This is a genomic window from Pseudomonas mandelii, from assembly GCF_002251635.1.
Taxonomy (GTDB): domain Bacteria; phylum Pseudomonadota; class Gammaproteobacteria; order Pseudomonadales; family Pseudomonadaceae; genus Aquipseudomonas; species Aquipseudomonas mandelii_B.
Genome location: NZ_NMOJ01000154.1, coordinates 1 through 22,031, shown reverse-complemented (window position 1 = coordinate 22,031; position 22,031 = coordinate 1). Strand labels below are relative to the sequence as shown.

The following is a 22,031-nucleotide window of genomic DNA, read 5'->3' as shown; positions in this document are numbered from 1 at the left end:
AAACAAATCTCCTTACAATCCCCTCTTTGTTAGCTGCCTAAGCAAGGATTCTGCAATGCAAGCCGCCAACCCCCGCAAGGGGTACATCCTGGGCCTGAGTGCCTATGTCATCTGGGGTCTGTTCCCGCTCTATTTCAAAGCCATCGCCAGTGTTCCCGCCGCAGAGATCATCGTGCACCGTGTGTTGTGGTCCGCGCTGTTCGGCGGTTTGTTGCTGATGGTCTGGAAACATCCGGGCTGGTGGCAGGAGCTGCGGGACAACCCGAAACGCCTGGCGGTCCTGGCCCTGAGCGGCACACTGATTGCGGCCAACTGGCTGACCTACGTCTGGTCGGTGAACAACGGGCGCATGCTCGAAGCCAGCCTCGGTTACTACATCAACCCTCTGGTAAACGTGCTGCTGGGGATGTTGATCCTCGGCGAACGCCTGCGGCGCTTGCAGTGGATGGCCGTCGGGCTGGCAGCGGTAGGTGTGGCGCAACAGGTGTGGCAAGTCGGCAGTTTGCCGTGGGTGTCGCTGGTGCTGGCGCTGACCTTTGGCTTTTACGGCTTGATCCGCAAGCAGGCGCCGGTCAAGGCGCTGCCGGGGCTGGTGGTGGAAACCTGGATGCTGGTGCCGATTGCCGTGGCCTGGTTGNTGTTCAATCAGACAGCCATGAGTGCTCAACCCGAGTTCTGGACCACATCCGAAGCCTGGTGGCTGGTGGCCGCAGGCCCGGTGACGCTGATCCCGCTGGTGTGTTTCAACGCCGCCGCACGGCATTTGCCCTACACCGCGCTGGGCTTTTTGCAGTACTTGGCGCCGACGCTGGTGCTGTTGCAAGCCGTGCTGCTGTTTGGCGAGCATTTGTCGTCCAGCACGCTGGTCGCGTTTATCTTTATCTGGGCCGGCCTGGCGGTTTACAGCGTCGATGCGGTGATCAGTATGCGTCGCCGCAGCTGATCAAAAAACACACAAACCTCTGCGAGCCACGTCCTTCGTGGCCTGCATGGATCCTTCCCAAGGTTATCCACAGCGTGATCCCCGCCGTTTGTGCGCAACTTGTTGAAACTGATGGTTTTTTGATCAGATCTTGAAGAAGCCCGGCCGGCGTGGGCTGGCGGGCTGTCTCTACAGGTTATCCACAGGCAGGTGCACGTTTAACTTGGATAACCCTGTCAGGGTTCGCTGCGCAGCACCAATTCCACCATCAAATCGTCGGCCAGGGTTTCCAGCCGCGACTGCAAGACATCCAGCGACAAGGTCAGCGGCACTGCCAGAATCGCTTCGGCGTGAAACAACGGCTCGCTGCTCATCGGTGCCGGACGCACTTCGGTCACCAGACGCTCCAGGTTCACACCTTGTTCACTCAGCAGGCGAGTGATGTCACGGACAATCCCCGGGCGGTCATTGCCCACCAATTCCATGGCAATCGGTTTCCAGGTGCAGGATTGCTCGATGCCGCTTTCGGCGATCAGCACACGAATGCCGTGGGCGGACAACGCCTTCAGGGCATCGACCAGTTCATCGTAGGCCTCGGCCGGCACGCCCACCCGAAGAATCCCGGCGAACTGCCCGGCCATGCGCGACATGCGGCTCTCCAGCCAGTTACCGCCATGCTCGGCAATGCATTGGGCAATGCGCTCGACCTGCCCAGGCTTGTCCGGAGCGAAAACAGTGAGTACGAGGTGGTCCATGGCGCAGCCCTCTTTTGTTATAGAAAAAGAAGTATAGGCAAGGGACCGGAATCAGCCCGGCACTGCTTTTCTTTGGCGAGGGAGCTTGCTCNCGACTGCCTCGCAGCTGAACGGGAGCAAGCTCCCTCGCCACAAAAGCTAAGCGCCATAGCAGTGCATTAAAGATTATGTGTACAAGTTTTTATATTTAACTGGAACAATCCAATAGTTTTTTGAGAACATCCCGTNNNCCGCCGTGACCGCANNNCCAAAATGGGTCGCTAAACGACGTATTTAGTCTAATTTTCACAACCGCAAGTCATCATGTAGTATGCCNAAGCGCGCACTACATAACGTTGGATCGATGTCTGCCACAGGCACACTCGCAGCCCTGAAAGCCCTATCAGCAAGGCCTCAAAGCCGTTGATCGGTTCCATCCCAGCCGCCCGAAATGGCATGTACTGGTGGAGGGGGTTTGTGGTTTAAATAGCCAGAGGCTTCATTGTTAATTTGAAGAGCTGAAAAGCGAAATAGCTGAGCAGAGTGAGGCAAGCAATGACTGAACACGTTCAAGTCGGTGGCCTGCAGGTCGCCAAAGTCCTGTTCGACTTCGTGAATAACGAAGCCATTCCCGGTACCGGCATCACTGCCGACCAGTTCTGGGCCGGCGCCGACAAGGTCATCCACGACCTGGCACCGAAGAACAAAGCCCTACTCGCCAAACGCGACGATTTCCAGGCTCGTATCGATGGCTGGCACCAATCCCGTGCCGGTCAACCACACGACGCTGTGGCCTATAAAGCCTTCTTGCAAGACATCGGTTATCTGCTGCCAGAAGCGGCTGATTTCCAGGCCTCGACCCAAAACGTCGATGACGAAATCGCCCGCATGGCCGGCCCACAGCTGGTTGTGCCGGTGATGAACGCCCGTTTCGCCCTCAACGCCTCAAATGCGCGCTGGGGCTCGCTGTATGACGCGCTGTATGGCACCGATGCCATCAGCGAAGCCGACGGCGCCGAAAAGGGCAAGGGCTACAACAAAGTGCGCGGCGACAAGGTGATTGCCTTCGCCCGTGCCTTCCTCGACGAAGCCGCGCCGCTCGCTGCCGGCAGCCACGTCGACTCCACCGCTTACAAAATCGTGGACGGCAAACTGGTGGTCGCCCTTAAAGGCGGCAGCAACACCGGCCTGCGCAACGACGCCCAGCTGATCGGTTTCCACGGCGATGCAGCCGCACCGACCGCGATCCTGCTGAAGCACAATGGCCTGCACTTCGAAATCCAGATCGACGCCAGCACCCCGGTCGGCCAGACCGACGCCGCCGGCGTCAAAGACGTGCTGATGGAAGCTGCGCTGACCACCATCATGGACTGCGAAGACTCCGTCGCCGCTGTTGATGCCGATGACAAAGTGGTGATCTACCGCAACTGGCTCGGCCTGATGAAAGGCGACCTGGCCGAAGAAGTGGCCAAGGGCGGCAAGACTTTTACCCGCACCATGAACGCTGATCGCACCTACACCGGTGTCGATGGCAAGGAACTGAGCCTGCACGGTCGTTCGCTGTTGTTCGTGCGCAACGTTGGCCACTTGATGACCATCGACGCGATCCTCGACAAAGATGGCAACGAAGTACCGGAAGGCATCCTCGACGGCCTGCTCACCAGCCTCGCGGCCATCCACAGCCTCAACGGCAACAGCAGCCGCAAGAACAGCCGCACCGGTTCGGTGTACATCGTGAAGCCGAAGATGCATGGCCCCGAAGAAGCGGCGTTCACCAACGAGCTGTTCGGCCGCATCGAAGACGTGCTGAACCTGCCGCGCAACACGCTAAAAGTCGGGATCATGGACGAAGAGCGCCGCACCACGGTCAACCTCAAGGCCTGCATCAAGGCGGCCAGCGAGCGTGTGGTGTTTATCAACACCGGCTTCCTCGACCGCACCGGCGACGAGATCCACACTTCCATGGAAGCCGGCGCGATGGTGCGCAAGGCCGCCATGAAGGCGGAAAAATGGATCGGTGCCTACGAGAACTGGAACGTCGATATCGGCCTGAGCACCGGCCTGCAAGGGCGTGCGCAGATCGGTAAAGGCATGTGGGCAATGCCCGACTTGATGGCGGCGATGCTCGAACAGAAAATCGCTCACCCGCTCGCCGGCGCCAACACGGCCTGGGTTCCATCGCCGACCGCCGCCGCGCTGCACGCGCTGCATTACCACAAGGTCGACGTGTTCGCCCGTCAGGCCGAGCTGGCCAAACGTGCCCGCGCTTCGGTGGATGACATCCTGACCATCCCGTTGGCCGTCAATCCAGACTGGACCGCGGAACAGATCAAGAACGAACTGGACAACAACGCCCAGGGCATCCTTGGCTATGTGGTGCGTTGGATCGACCAGGGCGTGGGCTGTTCGAAAGTGCCGGACATCAACGACGTCGGCCTGATGGAAGACCGCGCTACGCTGCGTATCTCCAGCCAGCACATCGCCAACTGGCTGCGCCACGGCGTTGTCAACGAAGCCCAAGTGATGGAAAGCCTCAAGCGCATGGCGCCGGTGGTAGACCGTCAGAATGCCGGTGACGCGCTGTATCGCCCACTGGCCCCGGACTTCGACAGCAACATCGCCTTCCAGGCGGCGGTGGAACTGGTGATTGAAGGGACCAAGCAACCCAANGGCTACACCGAGCCAGTCTTGCACCGTCGTCGTCGCGAGTTCAAGGCTGCCAATGGCCTGTAACTAAGCGCTGACGCCGGATAAAAAAGGCCCTGATCGAAAGATCAGGGCCTTTTTTTTTCAAATCGGTTCTTGCACATCCATTCCCAACTCATGCTTGACCAGCGCCACCAGCTTGCCGGTATCGACAGGTTTGAGCAGGAAGTCGACCACGCTTAAATGCATGGCGGCAATCGCGTCTTGCACATCGGCGTCGCCGGAAACAATGATGATCGGCATTGCCGCCCTAACCGACTCACGCACCTGGCGGATCAGCTCCAAGCCATCGATGTGCCCCATGCGCAGATCGGTAATCACCAGGCCGATCGCGGGTTTCTCGCTCAACATCTTGAGTGCGGTTTCGCCACTGGCTGCGGTCATGCAGCGGATACCGTCCAGACCAAGAATCTCTGACAACAGCTCCCGTGCATCTTTATCGTCGTCGACGATCAGCACACGCTGCGGCGGTAAATCAGGCTCCAGCATCACGGCGCTCAGCGCCTCGCGCTCGGCATCACTCAAAATATCGTGGTCGGACATGGCTTTCTCTACGTTTTCATTTCAATTCCCTAGCACATCCGTCAGACATTGCTAAGCAGGCCTTCAATGTGCACTTCGTCGGAAAGTTTTCCTATAGCAAATGTAGGAGGTTTTTCGCACAGTTGCGTCAGACATTTCCTAACTTCCGACGCCTGCACGCCCCGACCTAGACTTACGTCCAATGGGCACCCTGCGCGCAGGGGCCGACCATGGCTGAGTCATCCGACAACAACAATTCAAAAAAAGACTGCGGTCATGGTTATGAGTAAAGCGGACGCCTTCACCCAGGCAGGGAAAACCGCGGTGTTGCAGAACATCCAGGGCACTTTGCAATTCCTTCAGCGCTTCCCGCCCTTCAACCAAATGGAACACGCGCACCTGGCGTACCTGGTTGAGCAATGTCAGATGCGTTTCTACGCCCCTGGCGAGAGCATCATCAAACCTGCCGATGGGCCGGTCGAACATTTTTACATCGTCAAACAAGGCCGGGTCGTGGGCGAACGCCCGCATACGGCCAAGGGCGGCACCGAAACTACCTTTGAAATCACCACCGGCGAGTGTTTCCCCCTCGCCGCGCTGCTGGGTGAGCGTGCGACCCGCACCGAACACCTGGCGGCAGAAGATACTTTTTGCCTACAGCTGAACAAGCTGGCGTTCATCAAGTTGTTCGCACTTTCCACCACGTTTCGCGACTTTGCCCTACGCGGTGTCAGCAGCCTGCTGGATCAGGTCAATCAGCAAGTCCAGCAAAAAGCTGTGGAAACCCTCGGTACTCAATATTCGCTGAACACGCGGCTGGGCGAATTGGCCATGCGCCATCCGGTCACCTGCAGCCCCGCCACGCCATTGCGTGAAGCCGTGACGCTGATGCACGAGCAACAAGTGGGCAGCATCGTGATTGTCGACGAGCACAAAGCCCCGCTGGGGATTTTCACCCTGCGCGACCTGCGCCAGGTGGTCGCTGACGGCACCAGTGANTTCAATCAGGCCATCGAAGGTCATATGACCCAGGCGCCGTTCTTCCTGAGCCCGGACCACAGCGCCTTCGACGCCGCCATCGCCATGACCGAGCGGCATATCGCCCATGTGTGCCTGGTGAAAGATCAGCGCCTGTGTGGCGTGGTGTCCGAACGCGACTTGTTTTCCCTGCAACGGGTTGACCTGGTGCACCTGGCCCGCACCATCCGCAGCGCCCCGNGGGTCGAAAACCTGGTGGCACTTCGCGGCGAGATCGGCCAACTGGTCGAACGCATGCTCGCCCATGGCGCGTCGTCCACCCAGATCACGCACATCATTACGTTGCTCAACGATCACACCGTGTGCCGGGTNATCGAACTGACACTCGCCGAGAAAGGTGACCCCGGCGTTCCGTTCAGCTGGTTGTGCTTCGGCAGTGAAGGCCGCCGTGAACAGACGCTGCACACCGATCAGGACAACGGCATTCTGTTTGAAGCCCGGGACGCGGCGCATGCCGCCGAAATTCGCGGCAAATTACTGCCGATTGCCCAGCAGATCAATCAGAGCCTGGCGCTCTGCGGCTTCACGCTGTGCAAGGGCAACATCATGGCCGGCAACCCTGAACTGTGCCTGTCGCGGGCCGAATGGGCGCGGCGCTTCGGTGCGTTTATTCGTGAGGCGACGCCGGAGAATTTGCTGGGATCGAGCATTTATTTCGACCTGCGCGTGGTCTGGGGCGACGAGCAAGGCTGTGACCAGCTGCGTCAGGGCATTCTCGATCAGGTCAACGACAACCGGCTGTTCCAACGCATGCTGGCCGAGAACGCCTTGCGCCAACGNCCGCCCGTGGGACGTTTCCGTGAGTTCGTGCTGGCACGCAAGAATGGTGAGAAAGCCACGCTGGATCTGAAGGTCCAGGGGCTGACGCCTTTCGTCGATGGCGCTCGATTGCTGGCCCTGGCCCATGGCATCGAGTCCAACAATACCCTGGAGCGCTTTCGCGAATTGGTGGCCAAAGAGGTCATTGAACGGCTGGACGGCGCCGCGTATGAAGAGGCCTATCACTTTATCCAGCAAACCCGCATGCAGCAGCACCAGTTGCAGACNAGGGAGAACTTGCCCTACTCCAACCGGGTCGATCCAGACAGCCTCAATCATCTGGACCGACGGATCCTGCGTGAATCCCTGCGCCAGGCTCAACGCCTGCAAAGCAGCCTGGCCCTGCGGTATCAGCTATGAGCCTGTTTTCATGGTTGCGCCCGGCAGGCCCAAGCCTGACCGCTGAACTCCAGCAACGTCTGCAACGCTTGCCCTCGGCGGCCGAACTGAGTGAATGCAGCCTGCGCGAGCAGCGTTGGGTGGTGCTCGACCTGGAAACCACTGGCTTGAACCTGAACAAGGACCGGGTGTTGTCCATCGGCGCGGTGGTGATCGAAGACGGGGCGATCGATTTCAGCCAGCAGTTCGAACGCACGCTGCAATGCGCCGATATGAAGGTGGGGCCCGCCGTGTTGATTCATGGACTGGGGCCTAGCGCGATTGCTGCTGGCAGCGATCCGGCTCAGGCCTTGGTCGAATTCATGGAGTTCGTCGCAGACAGCCCGCTGCTGGCGTTTCATGCGCCGTTCGATCAACACATGCTGGGGCGTTCGCTGAAAGATCATTTGGGTTACAAGTTGCAGCATCCGTTCCTGGATGTGGCGGATATCGCGCCGCTGCTCTGTCCTCAGGCGCACATTCGCGATGCCGGACTGGATGAGTGGATCGACTGGTTCAAGCTGGAGGTTTTCGAACGGCACAACGCCAGCGCAGATGCGTTAGCCACGGCGGAGCTGGCGTTGATTCTGTTCAGCCGGGCGCGGCAGCAGCAGATTCATAGCCCGTTGAATTTGCAGCAGCGGTTGAGCCAGTGGAAACGGCGGCAGCGGGCGCCGTCCTTTTAGCCTTGCGGTGCCTGTTCTGACGCCTTCGCGGGCAGCCTCGCTCCTACAGGTTTTGTGTCGATCTGTGGAACTACGACATCCTGTAGGAGCGAGGCTTGCCCGCGAAGAACGATCACGCGGTCCAACTGAAGCCCCCCATCAAAAACCACCTGACCAGTGGCCAATTGCTTACCTCCCCCGCCTCTGCCACAATCGCGAACAATTCTCGTTAGTTAACACTTCCCAATCGGTGATGCTGCGTGTCGTCAGTCCAAAGCCCCCAAAGTGAGCTCGTTGGTGCGTTGTATCGCGACCATCGCGGTTGGCTATTGGCCTGGCTGCGACGCAATGTGGCCTGTCCGCAACGGGCCGAAGACCTGAGTCAGGACACCTTCGTGCGCTTGCTGGGCCGTGATGAGCTGAAGGAGCCTCGCGAACCGCGGGCGTTTCTGGTGGCGATCGCCAAAGGCTTGCTGTTCGACTATTTCCGCCGTGCAGCGCTGGAACAGGCCTACCTTACTGAGTTGATGCTGATCCCCGAAGGCGAACAACCGTCGGTGGAAGAACAGCAACTGATCCTCGAAGACCTGAAAAACATCGACCGCCTGCTCGGCAAGCTTTCAAGCAAGGCCCGGGCGGCGTTTCTCTATAACCGTCTCGACGGCCTCGGCCATGCGCAAATCGCCGAGCGCCTGGGTGTGTCGGTGCCCCGGGTTCGCCAATACCTGACCCAAGGCATTCGTCAGTGCTACATCGCGCTGTACGGTGAGCCGGTATGAGCCCGGCCAGTTCCAAACCGGTATCAGCCCACGTGCTGGATGCCGCGATTGCCTGGCAATTGTCCCTGGATTCCGGCAGCCCGGTGGAGCGTGAAGAATTCGCCAAATGGCACGCCGCCNATGAGGAACANGCGCGCGCCTGGCGCCANTTGGGCATGCTCGACCAGCGTTTCAGCGTCGCCAACGGTCCTGCGCGCACGGCGTTATTGCAATCGCGCGAAAGCATTCGCCGACGGGTACGCACGCTCGGCAGTGGCCTGGCCAGCATCGTTGCAGTGATCGGCCTGGCGCTGTTCGCCGGTGATCGCTACNTNCCCATCCACTATTGGCTGGCAGACCAGCGCACCGCCACCGGCGAGCAGCGCACGCTGAAACTCGCGGATGGCACGCTGATCAACCTCAATACCCACAGTGCGGTGGACGTGCGTTTTGACGAGAAGCAGCGACTGATCATCCTTCAGGAAGGGGAAATCCTCGTCGAAACCGGTCATGGCGATGCCCGGCCGTTTATCGTCGAAACTCGTGAAGGTAGCCTGCGCGCGCTGGGCACGCGGTTCCTGGTCAAGCGCGAGGACGACGGCACGCGGCTGAGCGTGTTGCAGTCAGCGGTGGCGGCCCATCCGCAGTCGAGCCCTGAAGAACAGATCCTGCGTGAAGGCCAGCAAGTGCTGATGCGCAGCAACGGCCTGGGGCCCATCGTCGCGCTGAACCTGGGCGCCGATGCCTGGACCCGCGGCATGCTGGTGGTGGACAACACACGACTGGAAGACCTGGTGCACGAACTCGGTCGCTATCGACGCGGGCATCTGGGTGTTGCGCCGGAGGTTGCTGACCTGCGGATCACCGGCAGCTTCCCCCTGCACGACACCGACAAGGCCCTGAGCGCGCTGCTGCCGACCTTGCCCGTGCAGATTGAGCAGCACACGCCGTGGTGGGTGACGGTGGCGAAGGCTGATGCGAAGCCCTGAAATTCTCGGAGCCTGAACCGACGCCATCGCCTCACCCTTAGAAACTCATCTTCTTTACTGAATCGAAATTACGAAGGCTGATGCGAAGCCCTGAAATTCTCGGAGCCTGAACCGACGCCATCGCCTCACCCTTAGAAACTCATCTTCTTTACTGAATCGAAATTATTTTCATCCAGCCCTATCACTTTTGGATTCTCGCTCGGCACATAGGCAATTGAGAAATATTTCCATTCAGGAGCCACCCCATGTCCCGCACGCTAGACACCTTGTTGCGCCCCAGCTTGCTGGCCGTTGCCATTGCCCTTTGCGCCCCGCTGGCCAGCAGTCAGCTGATTGCCGCTGAACAGGCGTCGAACGTGCGCGCCTACAACCTGCCGGCCGCGCCGCTGGCCAGCACCCTGAACCAGATCGCCAGCCAGGCGGGCCTGGCGCTGACCCTTAACCCGGCGCTGGCGTCGGGCAAAACCTCGGCACCGGTGAAGGGCCAGTTCGATGCCGCCGGCGCCCTGCGTGAAGCCTTGCGCGGCTCCGGTCTGCAACTGGAGCAAAGCAGCGCCGGCACCTACAGCCTGGTCGCCATTCCCGAGGGCACGCTGGCCCTGCCGGAAACTGCGGTCATCGGCGTCGAAAATACTGAAAGCGCCTGGGGCCCGGTGGAAGGCTACCTCGCCACGCGCACCGCCGCCGGCACCAAGACCGACACCGCGCTGGTCGAAGCGCCGCGCTCGATTTCGATCGCAACCCGCCAGCAAATGGACGATCGCAATGTGCAGAACCTCGATGACGCCGTGCGCTACATGCCCGGCATCGTCGCCAGCAGCTACGGCAGCGACACCCGCGCCGACTGGCTACGGGTCCGGGGTTTTGAACCGACCCAGTTCCTCGATGGGCTGCCGCTGCCGAAAGGCACCTACGCCAACCCGAAACAGGAAACCTGGAACCTCGATCGCCTCGCCCTGCTGCGCGGCCCGGCGTCGTCGGTCTACGGCCAGACCCCGCCGGGTGGCTTGCTGGACATGGTCAGCCGCCGTCCAACCGCTGAAGACAGTCACGAGATCCAGCTGCAATACGGCAGCGATAACCAGCGTCAGATCAACTTCGCCAACACCGGCAAGATCGATGACGAAGGCCAGTTCCTCTATAGCCTGAGCGGCGTGGTGCGCGACAGCGGCACGCAGATCGACCACGTCGATAACAAGCGCTACAACATCGCGCCGAGCCTGACCTGGAACATCGACGAAGACACCAGGTTCACCCTGCTTACGCAATTCACCCGCGACGATACCGGCATCACAAGCCAGTTCCTGCCAGTGCAAGGCACCAAGATCGACATGCCGTTCGGCAAGGTTTCCCATCACAAGAACCTCGGCGACCCGGACTGGGAATNCTACGACCGCACCTACTACGCGCTGGGTTACGCCTTCGAAACACGTCTGAACGACATCTGGCAGTTCAAGCAGAACCTGCGTTACACCAAATCCGATCTGTCGTTCCAGGGGCTCACTGTCGGCTCGTATCCGTTCACCCAGGTGGATAACGAAGGCAACGTCGGGCGCACCAGCACCATCGTCGATGAAGACATCAGCCAGTTCGCCGTGGATAACAATTTCCAGGCCGATTTCGCCACCGGCGATGTCCGTCACACCCTGCTGCTGGGTCTCGACCACCAGCGCAGCAACACCAACTACACCTCGATTTTCGGCGACGGGCTGACCACCAACGTCAACAACCCGATCTATGGCCAGCCAATCGTTCGTCCGCCGCGCTCTACCGCGTTCTACGACTACAACCAGAAGACCTACCAGACCGGCCTGTACGTGCAGGATCAAATGGCCCTCGACCAATGGCGCCTGACCGTCGGCGGACGTGAGGATTGGGTTCACACCAGCACCGAGTTCTTCAACAAGGGCGATGCCACCAACACCCAGCGCGACAAGAACTTCAGCGGCAACGCGGCGATCAGCTATGTGTTTGATTCGGGCTTTGTGCCGTACCTGTCGTACGCCGAATCCTTCCAGCCAACCATGGGTGCTTCGGCCACGGCCACCGACTCGTTCAAGCCGACCGAAGGCAAGCAGTGGGAATTGGGCATCAAGTACCAGCCACCGGGCAGCAACACCCTGCTCACCGCGGCGGTGTATGACCTGACCCAGAAAAACGTCTCGGTCACCACCACCGTCGGCGCGACACCGATCACCAGCCAGACTGGCGAAGTGAAGGTCAAGGGCCTGGAGCTGGAAGCGGTGTCCGACGTTACCGAAAACCTGAAAATCATCGCGGCCTACACCCTGGCCAAATCCGAAGTGCAAAAAGGCGACAACAAGGGCAATCGTCTGCAACTGATGCCTAACCAACAGGCTTCACTGTGGGCCGATTACACCTGGCACACCGGCGTGCTGGACGGCTTCGGTATTGGTGCCGGCGCTCGCTATACCGGCAACACCTACGGCGATCAGGCCAACACCTGGCTGGGCAAGGCCGACGCCTATACCGTGTTCGACGCCGCGGTCCATTACGACCTCGGCCGTCTGGACAACAGCCTGAAAGGCGCGTCCCTGGCACTGAACGCCACCAACCTGCTGGACAAGGACTACATCTCCACCTGTGACAGTTTCTACTGCTACTACGGCGACCAGCGCAGTGTCGTCGCCAGTGCAACTTACAAGTGGTAATTGCCTGAGCTGAAACGCTCCAAGACCAAGCCGTCCCTCGAGGACGGCTTTGGTATTTCTGAAGGCCATCAAATGAAAAGTAAAACAATTCGCCGCTGGTCGTTCATCCATACGTGGACCAGCCTGATCTGCACCGTGTTCCTGCTGATGCTGGCGCTGACCGGCCTGCCGTTGATCTTTCACCACGAGATCGACCACTTGCTGGGCGATGCCGCCGAGTTGAAGCACATGCCGGCGGACACCCCGCAACTGAATTTGCAGCAGTTGGTCCAGGCGGCGGAAAAACATCGCCCCGGCGAAGTCATGCAGTATTTTGGCTTCGACGAAGAAGAACCCAACGCGGCGATCGCCATCATGGCGGCCACCGCCGGCACGGAACCCAATTCGTCGCACACCTTCATGCTCGATGCCCGCACCGGCGAAGCGCTGGAGATGCCGTCGGCCAACGGCGGTTTCATGATGGTGATGCTGCGCCTGCACGTGGACATGTTCGCCGGGCTNCCGGGCAAATTGCTGCTGGCGTTCATGGGCATTCTGTTTGTGCTGGCGATTGTCTCGGGCACGGTGCTGTACCTGCCGTTTATGCGCCGCTTGAAGTTCGCCACCGTACGCCAGGACAAATCCACCCGCCTGCGCTGGCTCGACCTGCATAACCTTATCGGCGTGGTCACGCTGACCTGGGCGCTGGTGGTGGGCGTGACCGGCGTGATCAGCGCCTGCGCCGACCTGCTGATCGCCGCCTGGCGCAACGACGCACTGAGCACGATGATCGCGCCGTACCGCGACGCGCCACCGCTGACGCAATTGGCACCCGCGACCCGTTTGCTCGACATCGCCAAGGAAGTCGCGCCGGGTATGCAACCCGATTTCATCGCCTTCCCCGGCACGCGGTTTTCCAGCGAACACCATTACGCCGTGTTCATGAAAGGCAGCACCCATCTGACNTCGCACCTGCTGACGCCAGTGCTGATCGACGCGAGCACCCTGGCCGTCACCGCCATCGCCGAACGGCCGTGGTACATGGACGCCATGGGCATGTCCCAGCCGTTGCACTTTGGTGACTATGGCGGCNTGCCGATGAAAATTCTCTGGGCGACCCTGGATGGGCTGACCATCGTCGTGCTGGGCAGCGGGGTTTATCTGTGGGTGGTGCGGCGCAAGGCGGCGAAACCTGCGCTCGAGCAAGCGGAGGCTCAAGCATGAGGCCGCGACAGTCGAACTTCTGGAAGGTCTTCGCCACACCCACCGTGATCGCGCTTCTCAGCGCCGCGGGGTTGTTCGCCGCGTTGCTGGGCGATGGGGTGTGGGATGCCTTGAGCTGGCTCGGCCTGGGTATTCCTGCTGTCCTGGCCCTGCGCGGCCAGCCGCCTGAACCTGAACCCATGTGGGAGCGAGCCTGCTCGCGATGGCGGCCTGACATTCAACATGAGTGCTGAATGTGACGACCTCATCGCGAGCAGGCTCGCTCCCACAAGGATTTGCGTGCGTTGGTCATCGNGCTATGCTGCCCAGCACTGCCCAACACCGAGACGTTGCCATGTCCGCCCCCAGCATGACCCTGTTCCATAACTCGTTATCGCCCTTCGTTCGCAAAGTCATGGTGCTGTTGCACGAAACCGGTCAGACCGACCGCGTGGCGCTGCAAGACTGCGTGCTCACGCCGGTGAACCCGGACCAGACACTCAACGAAGACAACCCGCTGGGCAAGATCCCGGCCCTGCGCCTGGCTGACGGCAACGTCATCCATGACAGCCGGGTGATCCTCGATTACCTTGACTACCAGCACGTCGGCAACCCGCTGATACCCCGCGACGGCGCGGCCCGCTGGCGTCGTTTGACCCTGGCCTCCCTGGCCGACGGGATCATGGACGCTTCGGTGATGGTTCGGTACGAAGTGGCCCTGCGCGCTCCGGAAAAACACTGGGACGAATGGCTCGATGGCCAGCGCGACAAGATTCGTCGCGCGCTGGCGCTGTTGGAGAAGGACGCGATTGCCGAGCTGACCAGCCATTTCGATGTGGCGGCGATCAGCGTGGCGTGTGCGTTGGGTTACCTCGACCTGCGCCATCCGGATCTGCAATGGCGCGAGACGAACCCGCAGCTGGCGGCCTGGTATTTCGAGGTGAGTCAGCGGCCTTCGATGGTGGCGACGATGCCGAAGCTCTAGATCTTCGCCGACTGTACCGGCCTCATCGCGGGCAAGCCCGCTCCCACAGGGTCCTTGCCGTGCGCGAAATTCGTGTTCGCAGAAGATCCCTTGTGGGAGCGACTTGCCCGCGATGGCACCCCACCGGATCCACAGGAAACAACACCGCAATCAGCGTCGCCAACACCTCCCCTTCCCGCTGGTCCTCGCGCAACCCCAACGACCGGCTCATTCCACCGCTCCAAGATCAAACGCCAGCGGCTTGGCCGGCTTCTGCCCGATCCCGTACCAATCCAGCTTGCGGGTCAGCACCATGAACACGCCGAGCAAGCCGAACAGCAACAACGAGCCCATCAGCAGCGCGTAATCCTCGGCACTCAGCAACCCGTACAACAAGCCATACAACGCCGCCAACCCCGCCGAAAACCCCAGGCCGTGACGCACGCTGCGCAGTACATGGCAGACATAGAACCCGATTAGTAACACGCAGCCACCGGCCGACAACAGATAAGCCAAGGCAAAACCGATGTGCTCCGACAGTGACAGCAGCAACAGGTAGAAGAACGCCAGCGCCACGCCCACCAATGCATATTGCACCGGGTGCACCGCCAGGCTTTTCAGCACTTCGAAGAGGAAGAAGCCGGCGAAGGTCAGCACGATGAACAGCAGCGCATACTTGATTGCCCGATCGCTCTTCAGGTACTGGTCCACCGGATCGATGAAACTCACGCCAAAGCTGCGGCCGCTGTACGCCTCGCACCCACCGCCGGACACACAACTGCTCAGCGCTTCTTGTAGGTTGGTGGAGAAAAACGAGGTCTGCCAGTTGGCGGTAAACCCCTGATCGGTGACTTCACGCTGGGCCGGCAGGTAGTTGCCGATGAAGCTTGGGTGCGGCCAGTTGGCGCTCAGCGACACCTTGCTGGTCTTGCCCACTGGAAGGATCTGCAATTGACCGGTGCCTTGCAGCCGCAGGTCGAAACCGAAGGTCAATTCCGTGGATTGCCTGGCATCCAGCGCTGGCAATGTCACGTGTACACCTTCGCCTAGCCAGCCCACCTGGGTCCCCGGAACGAAGTCCAGCCGCTGGTCATTGAGTTCGAGTTTCAGGGCGTTTTCGATGCCGCGAATGTCGCTGATACCGACCGCCAGAAACGGCTGATCGAACTGGTAATCAGCGAAGTCTTCCTTGATGCCCAGTTGCGCCGGGACTGAGAAATGCCCGCTGATGCGGTTGTCGGCGTGGAACAGCCGCGCCTCGTAAATGCCTCGGGAGCGCAGTTCGGTCTGCACCTGCCCGTCGAGTTCGAAGCGTTCCGGGAGGAAATACAGACGACCTCGCTCCTCACCGATGTCCTGGTAGCGCTGGTTGGTTTTCTCGTTGAGTTTCCAGGTGCGCACCACTTTGCGATACGGCACCACCATCAGCGGCCCGCTCAGGCGCTGGCTGTAGCTGGAGCTGCGGGCGATGTCCATCAATACGCCATCGCGCAGTTGCTGACGGTCGCTGATGATGCCGTTGATCATCAGCAACGGAATCAGCAACAACAGAATCAGCAGCGCAATTGCGCCAAGTTTGAAANGCAGGCTGCGGTTCATGGGACTCTCCCTGTTTGGATGGGGAGAGTCTGGGATGGGTGTGTGGGGGATTTATGGGGGCAATATGTAGATTATGTGGAGACTGGGCCGACCCAATCGCAACTCGGTCCTAAGCCAGGCGCAACCTGACTTCAACACCACATGTGGAGACTGGGCCGACCCAATCGCAACTCGGTCCTAAGCCAGGCGCAACCTGACTTCAACACCACCCTCGACATTGCCGACGCTCAATGCCCCGCCATGTAACTTGACCACTTCTTCCACAAAGTTAAGCCCTAACCCGGTGCTCTTGCGCCCACTGTCCGGGCGCGGCAGCGAGTAAAAACGCTCGCTCAAACGCGGCAACGCATAGTCGGGAATCGCCTCGGCCTGGTTGAACAACTTGAACTCGATCTGCTCACCGACCCTCTCGGCGCTGAACCGCAGCAAGCCCTGAGGCGCAGTGAAATCCAAAGCATTCTCCAGCAGATTCCCCAACGCCTGACGCAACAGAAACGGCTCGCCATGCAGGGTGATATCCGGCGCAATCAGCTGTTCCACATGCAACTGCTTGCTTTCGATCCGCGCAGCCTGGGCGATGAGCAATTCATTCACCAAACCCGCCAACGGCACCGCCACCCGCTCTTCCAGCCCTTGACGCTGTTCAACCTGGGCCAGGTTCAGCAACCGCTCAATCAACTGCTGCATCCGCACACTTTCGCTGTCGATGTTACTGACGAAACGCTGCTGCTGAGCCAACGGCATTTCACCTTGCAGCAACTCCGCTGCACCGCGAATCGCCGCCAATGGGCTTTTCAATTCATGGGTCAGGGTGTGCACATAACGCTCGACGTAGGCTTTGCCTTCCAGCTGCGTTCGCATCTGCTCCACCGCCGTGGCCAGTTGCTCCAGCTCCCCGCCACGATAATGCGGCACCTCGACGCGACGCCCTTCGCTGACGGCCTGTGCATAAGCCGTCAACCGCCGCAGGGCCGCGCTCAACCACCACGACAACAGCGCGCCGAACAGCAGGCCCAGGCCGATCAGTCCGGCGCCATAGACGAGTAATCGACGTTCGGTGCGGTCGACATAGGGCTGCAACGAACTGTTGGGCTTGGCCACGGTGACCACGCCGATGATTTGCCCGTTATCGCGGATCGGCGCACCAACGTGCATCACCGACGAGGNCGCATCGTTGGGATCGCTGCGGGTGGAACGTGCGCCGTATTCACCGCGTAGCGTCAGGTAGACGTCGTTCCAGCGCGAGTAATCCTGCCCCATCGCCGCGCCACTGGAATCCAGCACGACGATGCCTTTGGCGTCGGTGACGTAGATGCGGTGGTTGACCTGATTCTTTGGCAAGCCCCAGATGCTTGCCTTCGGCTGCCGTTCGCCGTAGGCCTTGAGCAGTTCGGGCCAGCGGTTCTGGTTGAGGGTGCCGGCCTTGAAATCATCACGCAGGATTTCGGCCATCAGGTTGGCGGTGTCGACCAGGGTTTCTTCCGTGGACTGACGCACGCCGGGGCGAATTTCTTCCATCACGGTATTGAGCACGAAGTAACCGGTCAGGCCGATAAACAGCGCATACACCAGGAAAATCCGNATCCCCAATGGCATCAGCTGTGCCCCGGGCTGTAACTGTAACCGAGGCCGCGATGGGTGTGGATCGGTTCGGCGTCGGCCTTCACCAGACGCAATTTGGCGCGCACGCTTTTGATGTGGCTGTCGATGCTGCGCTCGTAACCGGCATCGGCGGCGACCCCCAGCGCATCGAGCAATTGCTCGCGGCTGAAGACGCGTTCGGGTTGTTCCAGCAGGCACTGCAGCAGACGGAATTCGTGCCGGGTGAGGCTCAAGGGCTGATTGCGATAGCTGATCTGCACGCGTTCGCTGTCGACACGAAACAACGCCGATGAGACGTCGGCCACCAGTCGCGGCGCCATTCGCTTGAGAATCGCCCGGACCCGCGCCGCGACTTCCCGTGGGCTGAACGGCTTGACCACATAATCGTCGGCGCCGATNTCCAGGCCCACGACGCGGTCGATTTCCGCATCACGGGCGCTGAGGAAGATCACCGGCACGTCGCTGAAACGCCGCAGTTGCTTGCAGGTCTCGAAGCCGCTGATGTCCGGCAGGCCGATGTCGAGAATGATCAGGTCGGCCGGGGTCTGGCGCTGATGCTCCAGCGCCGCCGCGCCGAGGCTCAACCAGGTGGTGGTGAACCCCTCGCCCTGCAGCGCGAATATCAGGGTGTCGGCAATCGCCGCTTCGTCTTCGACAATCAGGATATGAGGCATGGCGTCCGAGCCCGGCAGTTAAGTGGGCGAACGGTGCCCCAAGCCTCTCGTTCCGTCAATCAGCAGTCGGGTTTGTCGGCCGTGAAACGCCGCGCCGGGTTGACCGCCGCGCCGAATTCACGCAGGGCCTTGGCGCCGATCAGCAGCGGGTAGTTGAAGCTGCTGCGGTCAGTAAGGTTGACCTCGACGGTGCGCTTGACGTTGCCCAGGCACAGCTCCAGATCGACCACCGGGCGTTTGGTGGGCTCGATGGCTTCCTTGTCATCCTCGTCTTCTTCGGAGCGTGTCTTGATCTTGCTGATCCGCGCGACCTTGTGTTCGTAGACCTTGTTGCTCGCGTCTTTGGTGGCGAGGCGGAAACGTACCCACTCGTCCCCGTCGCGGGTGAAGGTTTCGATGTCCTTGGCCGACAGTGATGCCGTCAGGGCACCGGTGTCCATTTTGGCCTTGAGCACTTCGCCGCCGATTTCCGGCAGCGCAATGTATTCGTAACGCCCGTACAGCGTCGGCTCGGCGGCCAGGACTGGCAGGGCCACGAGGGAAAGCAGTGCAAGGAGGGATTTCACGTAATGGGCATCCATAAGGAGTGGGCAGCGGAATTTTAGACCGTCAGTGAGCAATTCGTTCGCTCTTGAAATCGCATCGCGGGCAAGCCACGCTCCCACAGGGTTTCGTGTCGTTCACAAACCTTGAGTACACCCTAATCTACTNACAAACCTTGAGTACACCCTAATCTACTGTGGGAGCGGGCTTGCCCGCGAAGAGGCCAGATCAGTCACCAAAAATGCTGACAGATTCAAATTCACTCAAGCATAACGATGTAAAAGTGAAACATTCGTCACCGCCGATTTGGCCTGCCGCGCGAAGCTGCATATCATGGCGCGCCCAAAGGCTTTCAAGAGTTACTTATGCGCCGCCTGCTCACCGGCTGTTTCGTTACCCTGCTGTTGTTGCTCAACACCCTGGTCCTGTTCGGGCCNCTGATGGTGTTTGCCCTGATCAAGTTGGTGGCCCGCGGGCGCTGTCGCGACTACGCGTCATGGGCGGTGATGTGGATCGCCGAAACCTGGGCCGAAATCGACAAGCTTATATTCTCCCGGTGCACGCCCACTCAATGGGACATTCGCGGCGGCGGCGACCTGCGACGCGATACCTCTTACCTGGTGATCAGCAACCATCAGTCGTGGGTCGACATTCCAGCCCTGATCCAGACACTCAACCGCCGCACGCCGTTCTTCAAGTTCTTCCTCAAGAAGGAACTGATCTGGGTGCCATTCCTGGGGCTGGCGTGGTGGGCACTGGATTACCCGTTCATGAAACGCTACACCAAGGCGTTCCTGGCCAAGCACCCGGAACTGGCGGGCCAGGACCTGGACATCACCAAAGCGGCGTGCGAGTTGTACAAGCGTCAGCGGGTGACCGTGGTCAATTACCTGGAAGGCACCCGATACACCGCAGCGAAAAGCACTCAGCAGCAGTCACCCTTCACTCACCTGCTCAAGCCCAAGGCCGGCGGCGTGGCGTTTGTGCTCGCGGCAATGGGCGAACAGCTGGACGCTGTGCTCGATGTCACGGTGGTGTATCCGCAGCAGAAAATTCCGGGATTCTGGGATTTGATCAGCGGCAACGTGCCGAGGATCATCATCGACATCAAGACCCGCGAACTCGACCCGGCGTTGTGGCAGGGTGATTACGAGAACGATCCGGTGTTTCGCGAAACGATCCAGAACTGGGTCAACCAGCTCTGGATCGAGAAGGATCAACGCATCGACGCATTGCGCGCCGAGCGCCGTTGAATCAACTACCGGTGCCGGCACCCCAGATCCCGCCCAGGCTTTCCAGCAACGGACCGCCCACGCCCTGATCGCCGAGGTACTTGAGGAGCACCGGGGCAAACTGGCCGACCATGCTGCCGTCCATGCCCAGAGCGCCGAACGCGCTGTTCAGGTCGCTGGTGTTCTTCACATTGCCCAGCGCGTTCTCCAGACCGGCCGACTTGCCGGACGAGCCGAGCAAACCCGCGAGAGCGCCCAGTTCACCGCCGCCTGACAGCTTGTCCAGGCCCGGTACGCTTTTGGCCAGTTGCGAGTAATCAGTCGAGCTCAATTGATTCTTTGCCAGCCCTAACATCGCTGCGGTGCCACCGACGGCTTGCTCAGGTTTAACGTTCAACTGCGAAGTCAGCGCGCCGAGCAGCCCGGCGGTTTCCTGCGTGGGTGCGGCGGCAGTGGCCGCATTACCACCCTGCATGCTCGAGGCCGCTTTGGTCACATCGTCCAGGCTGAAACCGGCGAAGACCGGGCTGGCCGCGAGGGTCATCAGAGAGGCCAGTGCAAAACTGCGTGAAATCTTCATCCAGACATCCTCTTGTGCCGTGAGAGCCGCCCGAGAGCGGACGGGAAAACTGCCGGTTTGACCGGGGTTTAGGTGGCATTGTTCCTCGATGGGGCAGGCATTTTATCCCGCTTACGCGATAAATGTGCGTTGGAAACAACGAATATTCCCCGGCTATAAAAAATGTATCCATTACACCAAACCGACATAAAAATCTGTCAGATCTGACAGTTGCTACCTACCCATAGTTTACTTAGTCTTTTAGTCGCAATACTGCAATTGGGAGTGAGTTATTAAATAGCAGCTCGCACCTCTTCGTTTTCGATCTGGTAGGAAGCATTAATATGGCTGGCAGAGAAACAGGTATAGTTAAATGGTTTAACGATGAAAAGGGCTTTGGATTTATCACTCCAGATAGTGGAGGAGCGGAACTTTTCGTACACTTCAAAGCAATTGAATCAGACGGCTTTAAAACTTTGAAAGAGGGACAAGCAGTATCTTACGTTTCAGAAAAAGGGCAAAAAGGTCAACAGGCTGCGCAGGTACGCACCGAATAAATAAACAATGACCAAAGTCGTTGAAGACTCGACCAGGCCTGCTTCCACCTAGTCGTTAGGGCAGGCCATTCTTATCGGAGACACGGCGATGAGGCGAAAAACAGAAAAGTGCGATACCACAGTCGTTAACGAACCTACTTCGTCGCCATCGAAAAGTTTGGAACATATAGAACTGGAGACTCAACCAATTATCTTTTGCATCAACCCGGGCGACCGTCATCCAAAGGTCGGCGATAAGGTGACGTATGACCTAGTCCAAGGCGATAACGGACAGTGGTACGCAAAGAACATCATAGTGGTAAGCGACAAAAAGCCTCATTAAATCTATTTGGCTTTGACCGTAAGTCCAGCTTCTCTTGTGCGTACATACCAACTGAAGCTATTGTTTTTCTTCACTTACGGCAATTAGCTGGCAATAGGTATCAACGCGAGTGTTTATTACTGACAAACAAACGGGGGTTAGACACCATGCAGACAAAGATTATTGCCAGCGTTTTAGCAATCCTGACCGTGAGTAACTATACCTACGCAGATACTTGCCCTGAACCCTCATCTATTTACAAAACAAAAAGTAGCTTTGAAGCCAAGGACAAATCCGGCCATATCTGGAAAGGAGAAGATCCGGGACAACCGGTCGATGTTAAGACTCTGGTTTTTGAAGATGCGGCGTATATCACTGAAGACGAAACCGAAAACGGGCCAGTGAAAGTCAGTCAGTTGAGTTGCCGCTACCAAAATCTGGCAGCTGTCGTTACGGAAAAATAGCGATGGTTCTCGATAACGTGACCGGTTGGAAACCAGCCTCTGGAGCCTGGGACAAAGCAAATCACTGTACGAAATCCATCAGCGAGTGCTCATTCACCATCAGCAATCAATAAAAAAGGGCGACATCACTGTCGCCCTTCTCCCGTCTTGC

At 59.4% G+C, this 22,031-nt stretch carries 20 protein-coding genes; 13 read left to right on the top strand and 7 right to left on the bottom strand.

All coding sequences use genetic code 11. The annotated features are described in order from the left end of the window. Positions 1-55 precede the first annotated feature (55 nt). Positions 56-943 (top strand): EamA family transporter RarD, encoded by an 888-nt coding sequence (gene rarD, locus B7L09_RS19975; protein ID WP_094470307.1) that lies wholly within the window; start codon positions 56-58, stop codon positions 941-943. A 215-nt stretch (positions 944-1,158) separates the two neighbouring features. On the opposite strand, the gene B7L09_RS19970 is transcribed toward rarD, so the two are convergent. Continuing rightward, positions 1,159-1,677, bottom strand: coding sequence for a glycine cleavage system transcriptional repressor (locus B7L09_RS19970; protein WP_094470306.1), 519 nt, complete (start codon positions 1,675-1,677; stop codon positions 1,159-1,161). Positions 1,678-2,211: 534 nt separating this feature from the next. Between B7L09_RS19970 and B7L09_RS19965 the strand changes: the two genes are divergently transcribed. Continuing rightward, complete coding sequence (locus tag B7L09_RS19965; RefSeq protein ID WP_094470305.1) at positions 2,212-4,389, top strand: malate synthase G; 2,178 nt, start codon at positions 2,212-2,214, stop codon at positions 4,387-4,389. Between the two features lie 57 nt (positions 4,390-4,446). Here B7L09_RS19965 and B7L09_RS19960 read toward each other — a convergent pair whose 3' ends face one another. Continuing rightward, positions 4,447-4,905 carry a response regulator gene (locus B7L09_RS19960; RefSeq protein WP_094470304.1) on the bottom strand — a complete coding sequence of 153 codons (459 nt, stop codon included), beginning with the start codon at positions 4,903-4,905 and terminating at the stop codon, positions 4,447-4,449. 255 nt (positions 4,906-5,160) lie between these two features. On the opposite strand from B7L09_RS19960, the gene B7L09_RS19955 reads away from it, so the two are divergent. The 8 genes from B7L09_RS19955 (at position 5,161) to B7L09_RS19920 (ending at position 14,370) form a co-directional block, all read left to right on the top strand. Beyond that, complete coding sequence (locus B7L09_RS19955) at positions 5,161-7,101, top strand: putative nucleotidyltransferase substrate binding domain-containing protein (RefSeq protein ID WP_094470303.1); 1,941 nt, start codon at positions 5,161-5,163, stop codon at positions 7,099-7,101. Further along, positions 7,098-7,805: a 3'-5' exonuclease gene (locus tag B7L09_RS19950; protein WP_094470302.1), complete on the top strand. Its 708-nt coding sequence runs from the start codon at positions 7,098-7,100 to the stop codon at positions 7,803-7,805. The genes B7L09_RS19955 and B7L09_RS19950 overlap by 4 nt, the downstream gene beginning before the upstream one ends. Before the next feature lie 239 nt (positions 7,806-8,044). Beyond that, positions 8,045-8,563, top strand: a complete 519-nt coding sequence (locus B7L09_RS19945; protein WP_094470301.1) for an RNA polymerase sigma factor — start codon at positions 8,045-8,047, stop codon at positions 8,561-8,563. Next, on the top strand, positions 8,560-9,531 hold the full coding sequence (locus B7L09_RS19940) for a FecR family protein (protein ID WP_094470300.1): 972 nt from the start codon (positions 8,560-8,562) through the stop codon (positions 9,529-9,531). The genes B7L09_RS19945 and B7L09_RS19940 overlap by 4 nt, the downstream gene beginning before the upstream one ends. A gap of 245 nt (positions 9,532-9,776) precedes the next feature. Next, positions 9,777-12,203, top strand: coding sequence for a TonB-dependent siderophore receptor (locus B7L09_RS19935; protein ID WP_094470299.1), 2,427 nt, complete (start codon positions 9,777-9,779; stop codon positions 12,201-12,203). 72 nt (positions 12,204-12,275) lie between these two features. Beyond that, on the top strand, positions 12,276-13,406 hold the full coding sequence (locus tag B7L09_RS19930) for a PepSY-associated TM helix domain-containing protein (protein WP_094470336.1): 1,131 nt from the start codon (positions 12,276-12,278) through the stop codon (positions 13,404-13,406). Continuing rightward, positions 13,403-13,639 (top strand): hypothetical protein, encoded by a 237-nt coding sequence (locus B7L09_RS32030; protein WP_176457734.1) that lies wholly within the window; start codon positions 13,403-13,405, stop codon positions 13,637-13,639. The genes B7L09_RS19930 and B7L09_RS32030 overlap by 4 nt, the downstream gene beginning before the upstream one ends. Before the next feature lie 101 nt (positions 13,640-13,740). Then, the gene (locus B7L09_RS19920) at positions 13,741-14,370 is read left to right on the top strand and encodes a glutathione S-transferase (RefSeq protein WP_094470335.1); all 630 of its coding nucleotides are present in this window, start codon (positions 13,741-13,743) and stop codon (positions 14,368-14,370) included. 207 nt (positions 14,371-14,577) lie between these two features. Here B7L09_RS19920 and creD read toward each other — a convergent pair whose 3' ends face one another. The 4 genes from creD to rloA2 all read right to left on the bottom strand — a co-directional run bounded on the left by creD (position 14,578) and on the right by rloA2 (position 18,790). Beyond that, a complete protein-coding gene (gene creD, locus B7L09_RS19910) occupies positions 14,578-15,948 on the bottom strand; it encodes a cell envelope integrity protein CreD (RefSeq protein WP_094470298.1) in 1,371 nt (456 codons plus the stop codon). Between the two features lie 177 nt (positions 15,949-16,125). Continuing rightward, positions 16,126-17,544 (bottom strand): two-component system sensor histidine kinase CreC, encoded by a 1,419-nt coding sequence (gene creC / locus B7L09_RS19905; protein ID WP_094470297.1) that lies wholly within the window; start codon positions 17,542-17,544, stop codon positions 16,126-16,128. After that, a complete protein-coding gene (gene creB, locus B7L09_RS19900) occupies positions 17,544-18,224 on the bottom strand; it encodes a two-component system response regulator CreB (protein ID WP_094470296.1) in 681 nt (226 codons plus the stop codon). Before creB ends, creC begins: the two co-directional genes overlap by 1 nt. Positions 18,225-18,283: 59 nt before the next feature. Next, positions 18,284-18,790 (bottom strand): retropepsin-like aspartic peptidase RloA2, encoded by a 507-nt coding sequence (gene rloA2, locus B7L09_RS19895; RefSeq protein ID WP_176457736.1) that lies wholly within the window; start codon positions 18,788-18,790, stop codon positions 18,284-18,286. A gap of 342 nt (positions 18,791-19,132) precedes the next feature. Here rloA2 and yihG point away from each other — a divergent pair, with 342 nt between their 5' ends. Continuing rightward, the gene (yihG, locus tag B7L09_RS19890) at positions 19,133-20,020 is read left to right on the top strand and encodes a 1-acylglycerol-3-phosphate O-acyltransferase, YihG family (RefSeq protein ID WP_094470294.1); all 888 of its coding nucleotides are present in this window, start codon (positions 19,133-19,135) and stop codon (positions 20,018-20,020) included. Between the two features lies 1 nt (position 20,021). On the opposite strand, the gene B7L09_RS19885 is transcribed toward yihG, so the two are convergent. After that, positions 20,022-20,579: a DUF2780 domain-containing protein gene (locus B7L09_RS19885; RefSeq protein ID WP_094470293.1), complete on the bottom strand. Its 558-nt coding sequence runs from the start codon at positions 20,577-20,579 to the stop codon at positions 20,022-20,024. A 323-nt stretch (positions 20,580-20,902) separates the two neighbouring features. On the opposite strand from B7L09_RS19885, the gene B7L09_RS19880 reads away from it, so the two are divergent. Both B7L09_RS19880 and B7L09_RS32025 read left to right on the top strand, forming a co-directional pair. Next, positions 20,903-21,115: a cold-shock protein gene (locus B7L09_RS19880; protein WP_010467055.1), complete on the top strand. Its 213-nt coding sequence runs from the start codon at positions 20,903-20,905 to the stop codon at positions 21,113-21,115. 273 nt (positions 21,116-21,388) lie between these two features. Beyond that, entirely contained in the window at positions 21,389-21,880 is a 492-nt protein-coding gene (locus tag B7L09_RS32025; RefSeq protein WP_176457735.1) for a DUF3757 domain-containing protein, read from the top strand. Positions 21,881-22,031 lie beyond the last annotated feature (151 nt).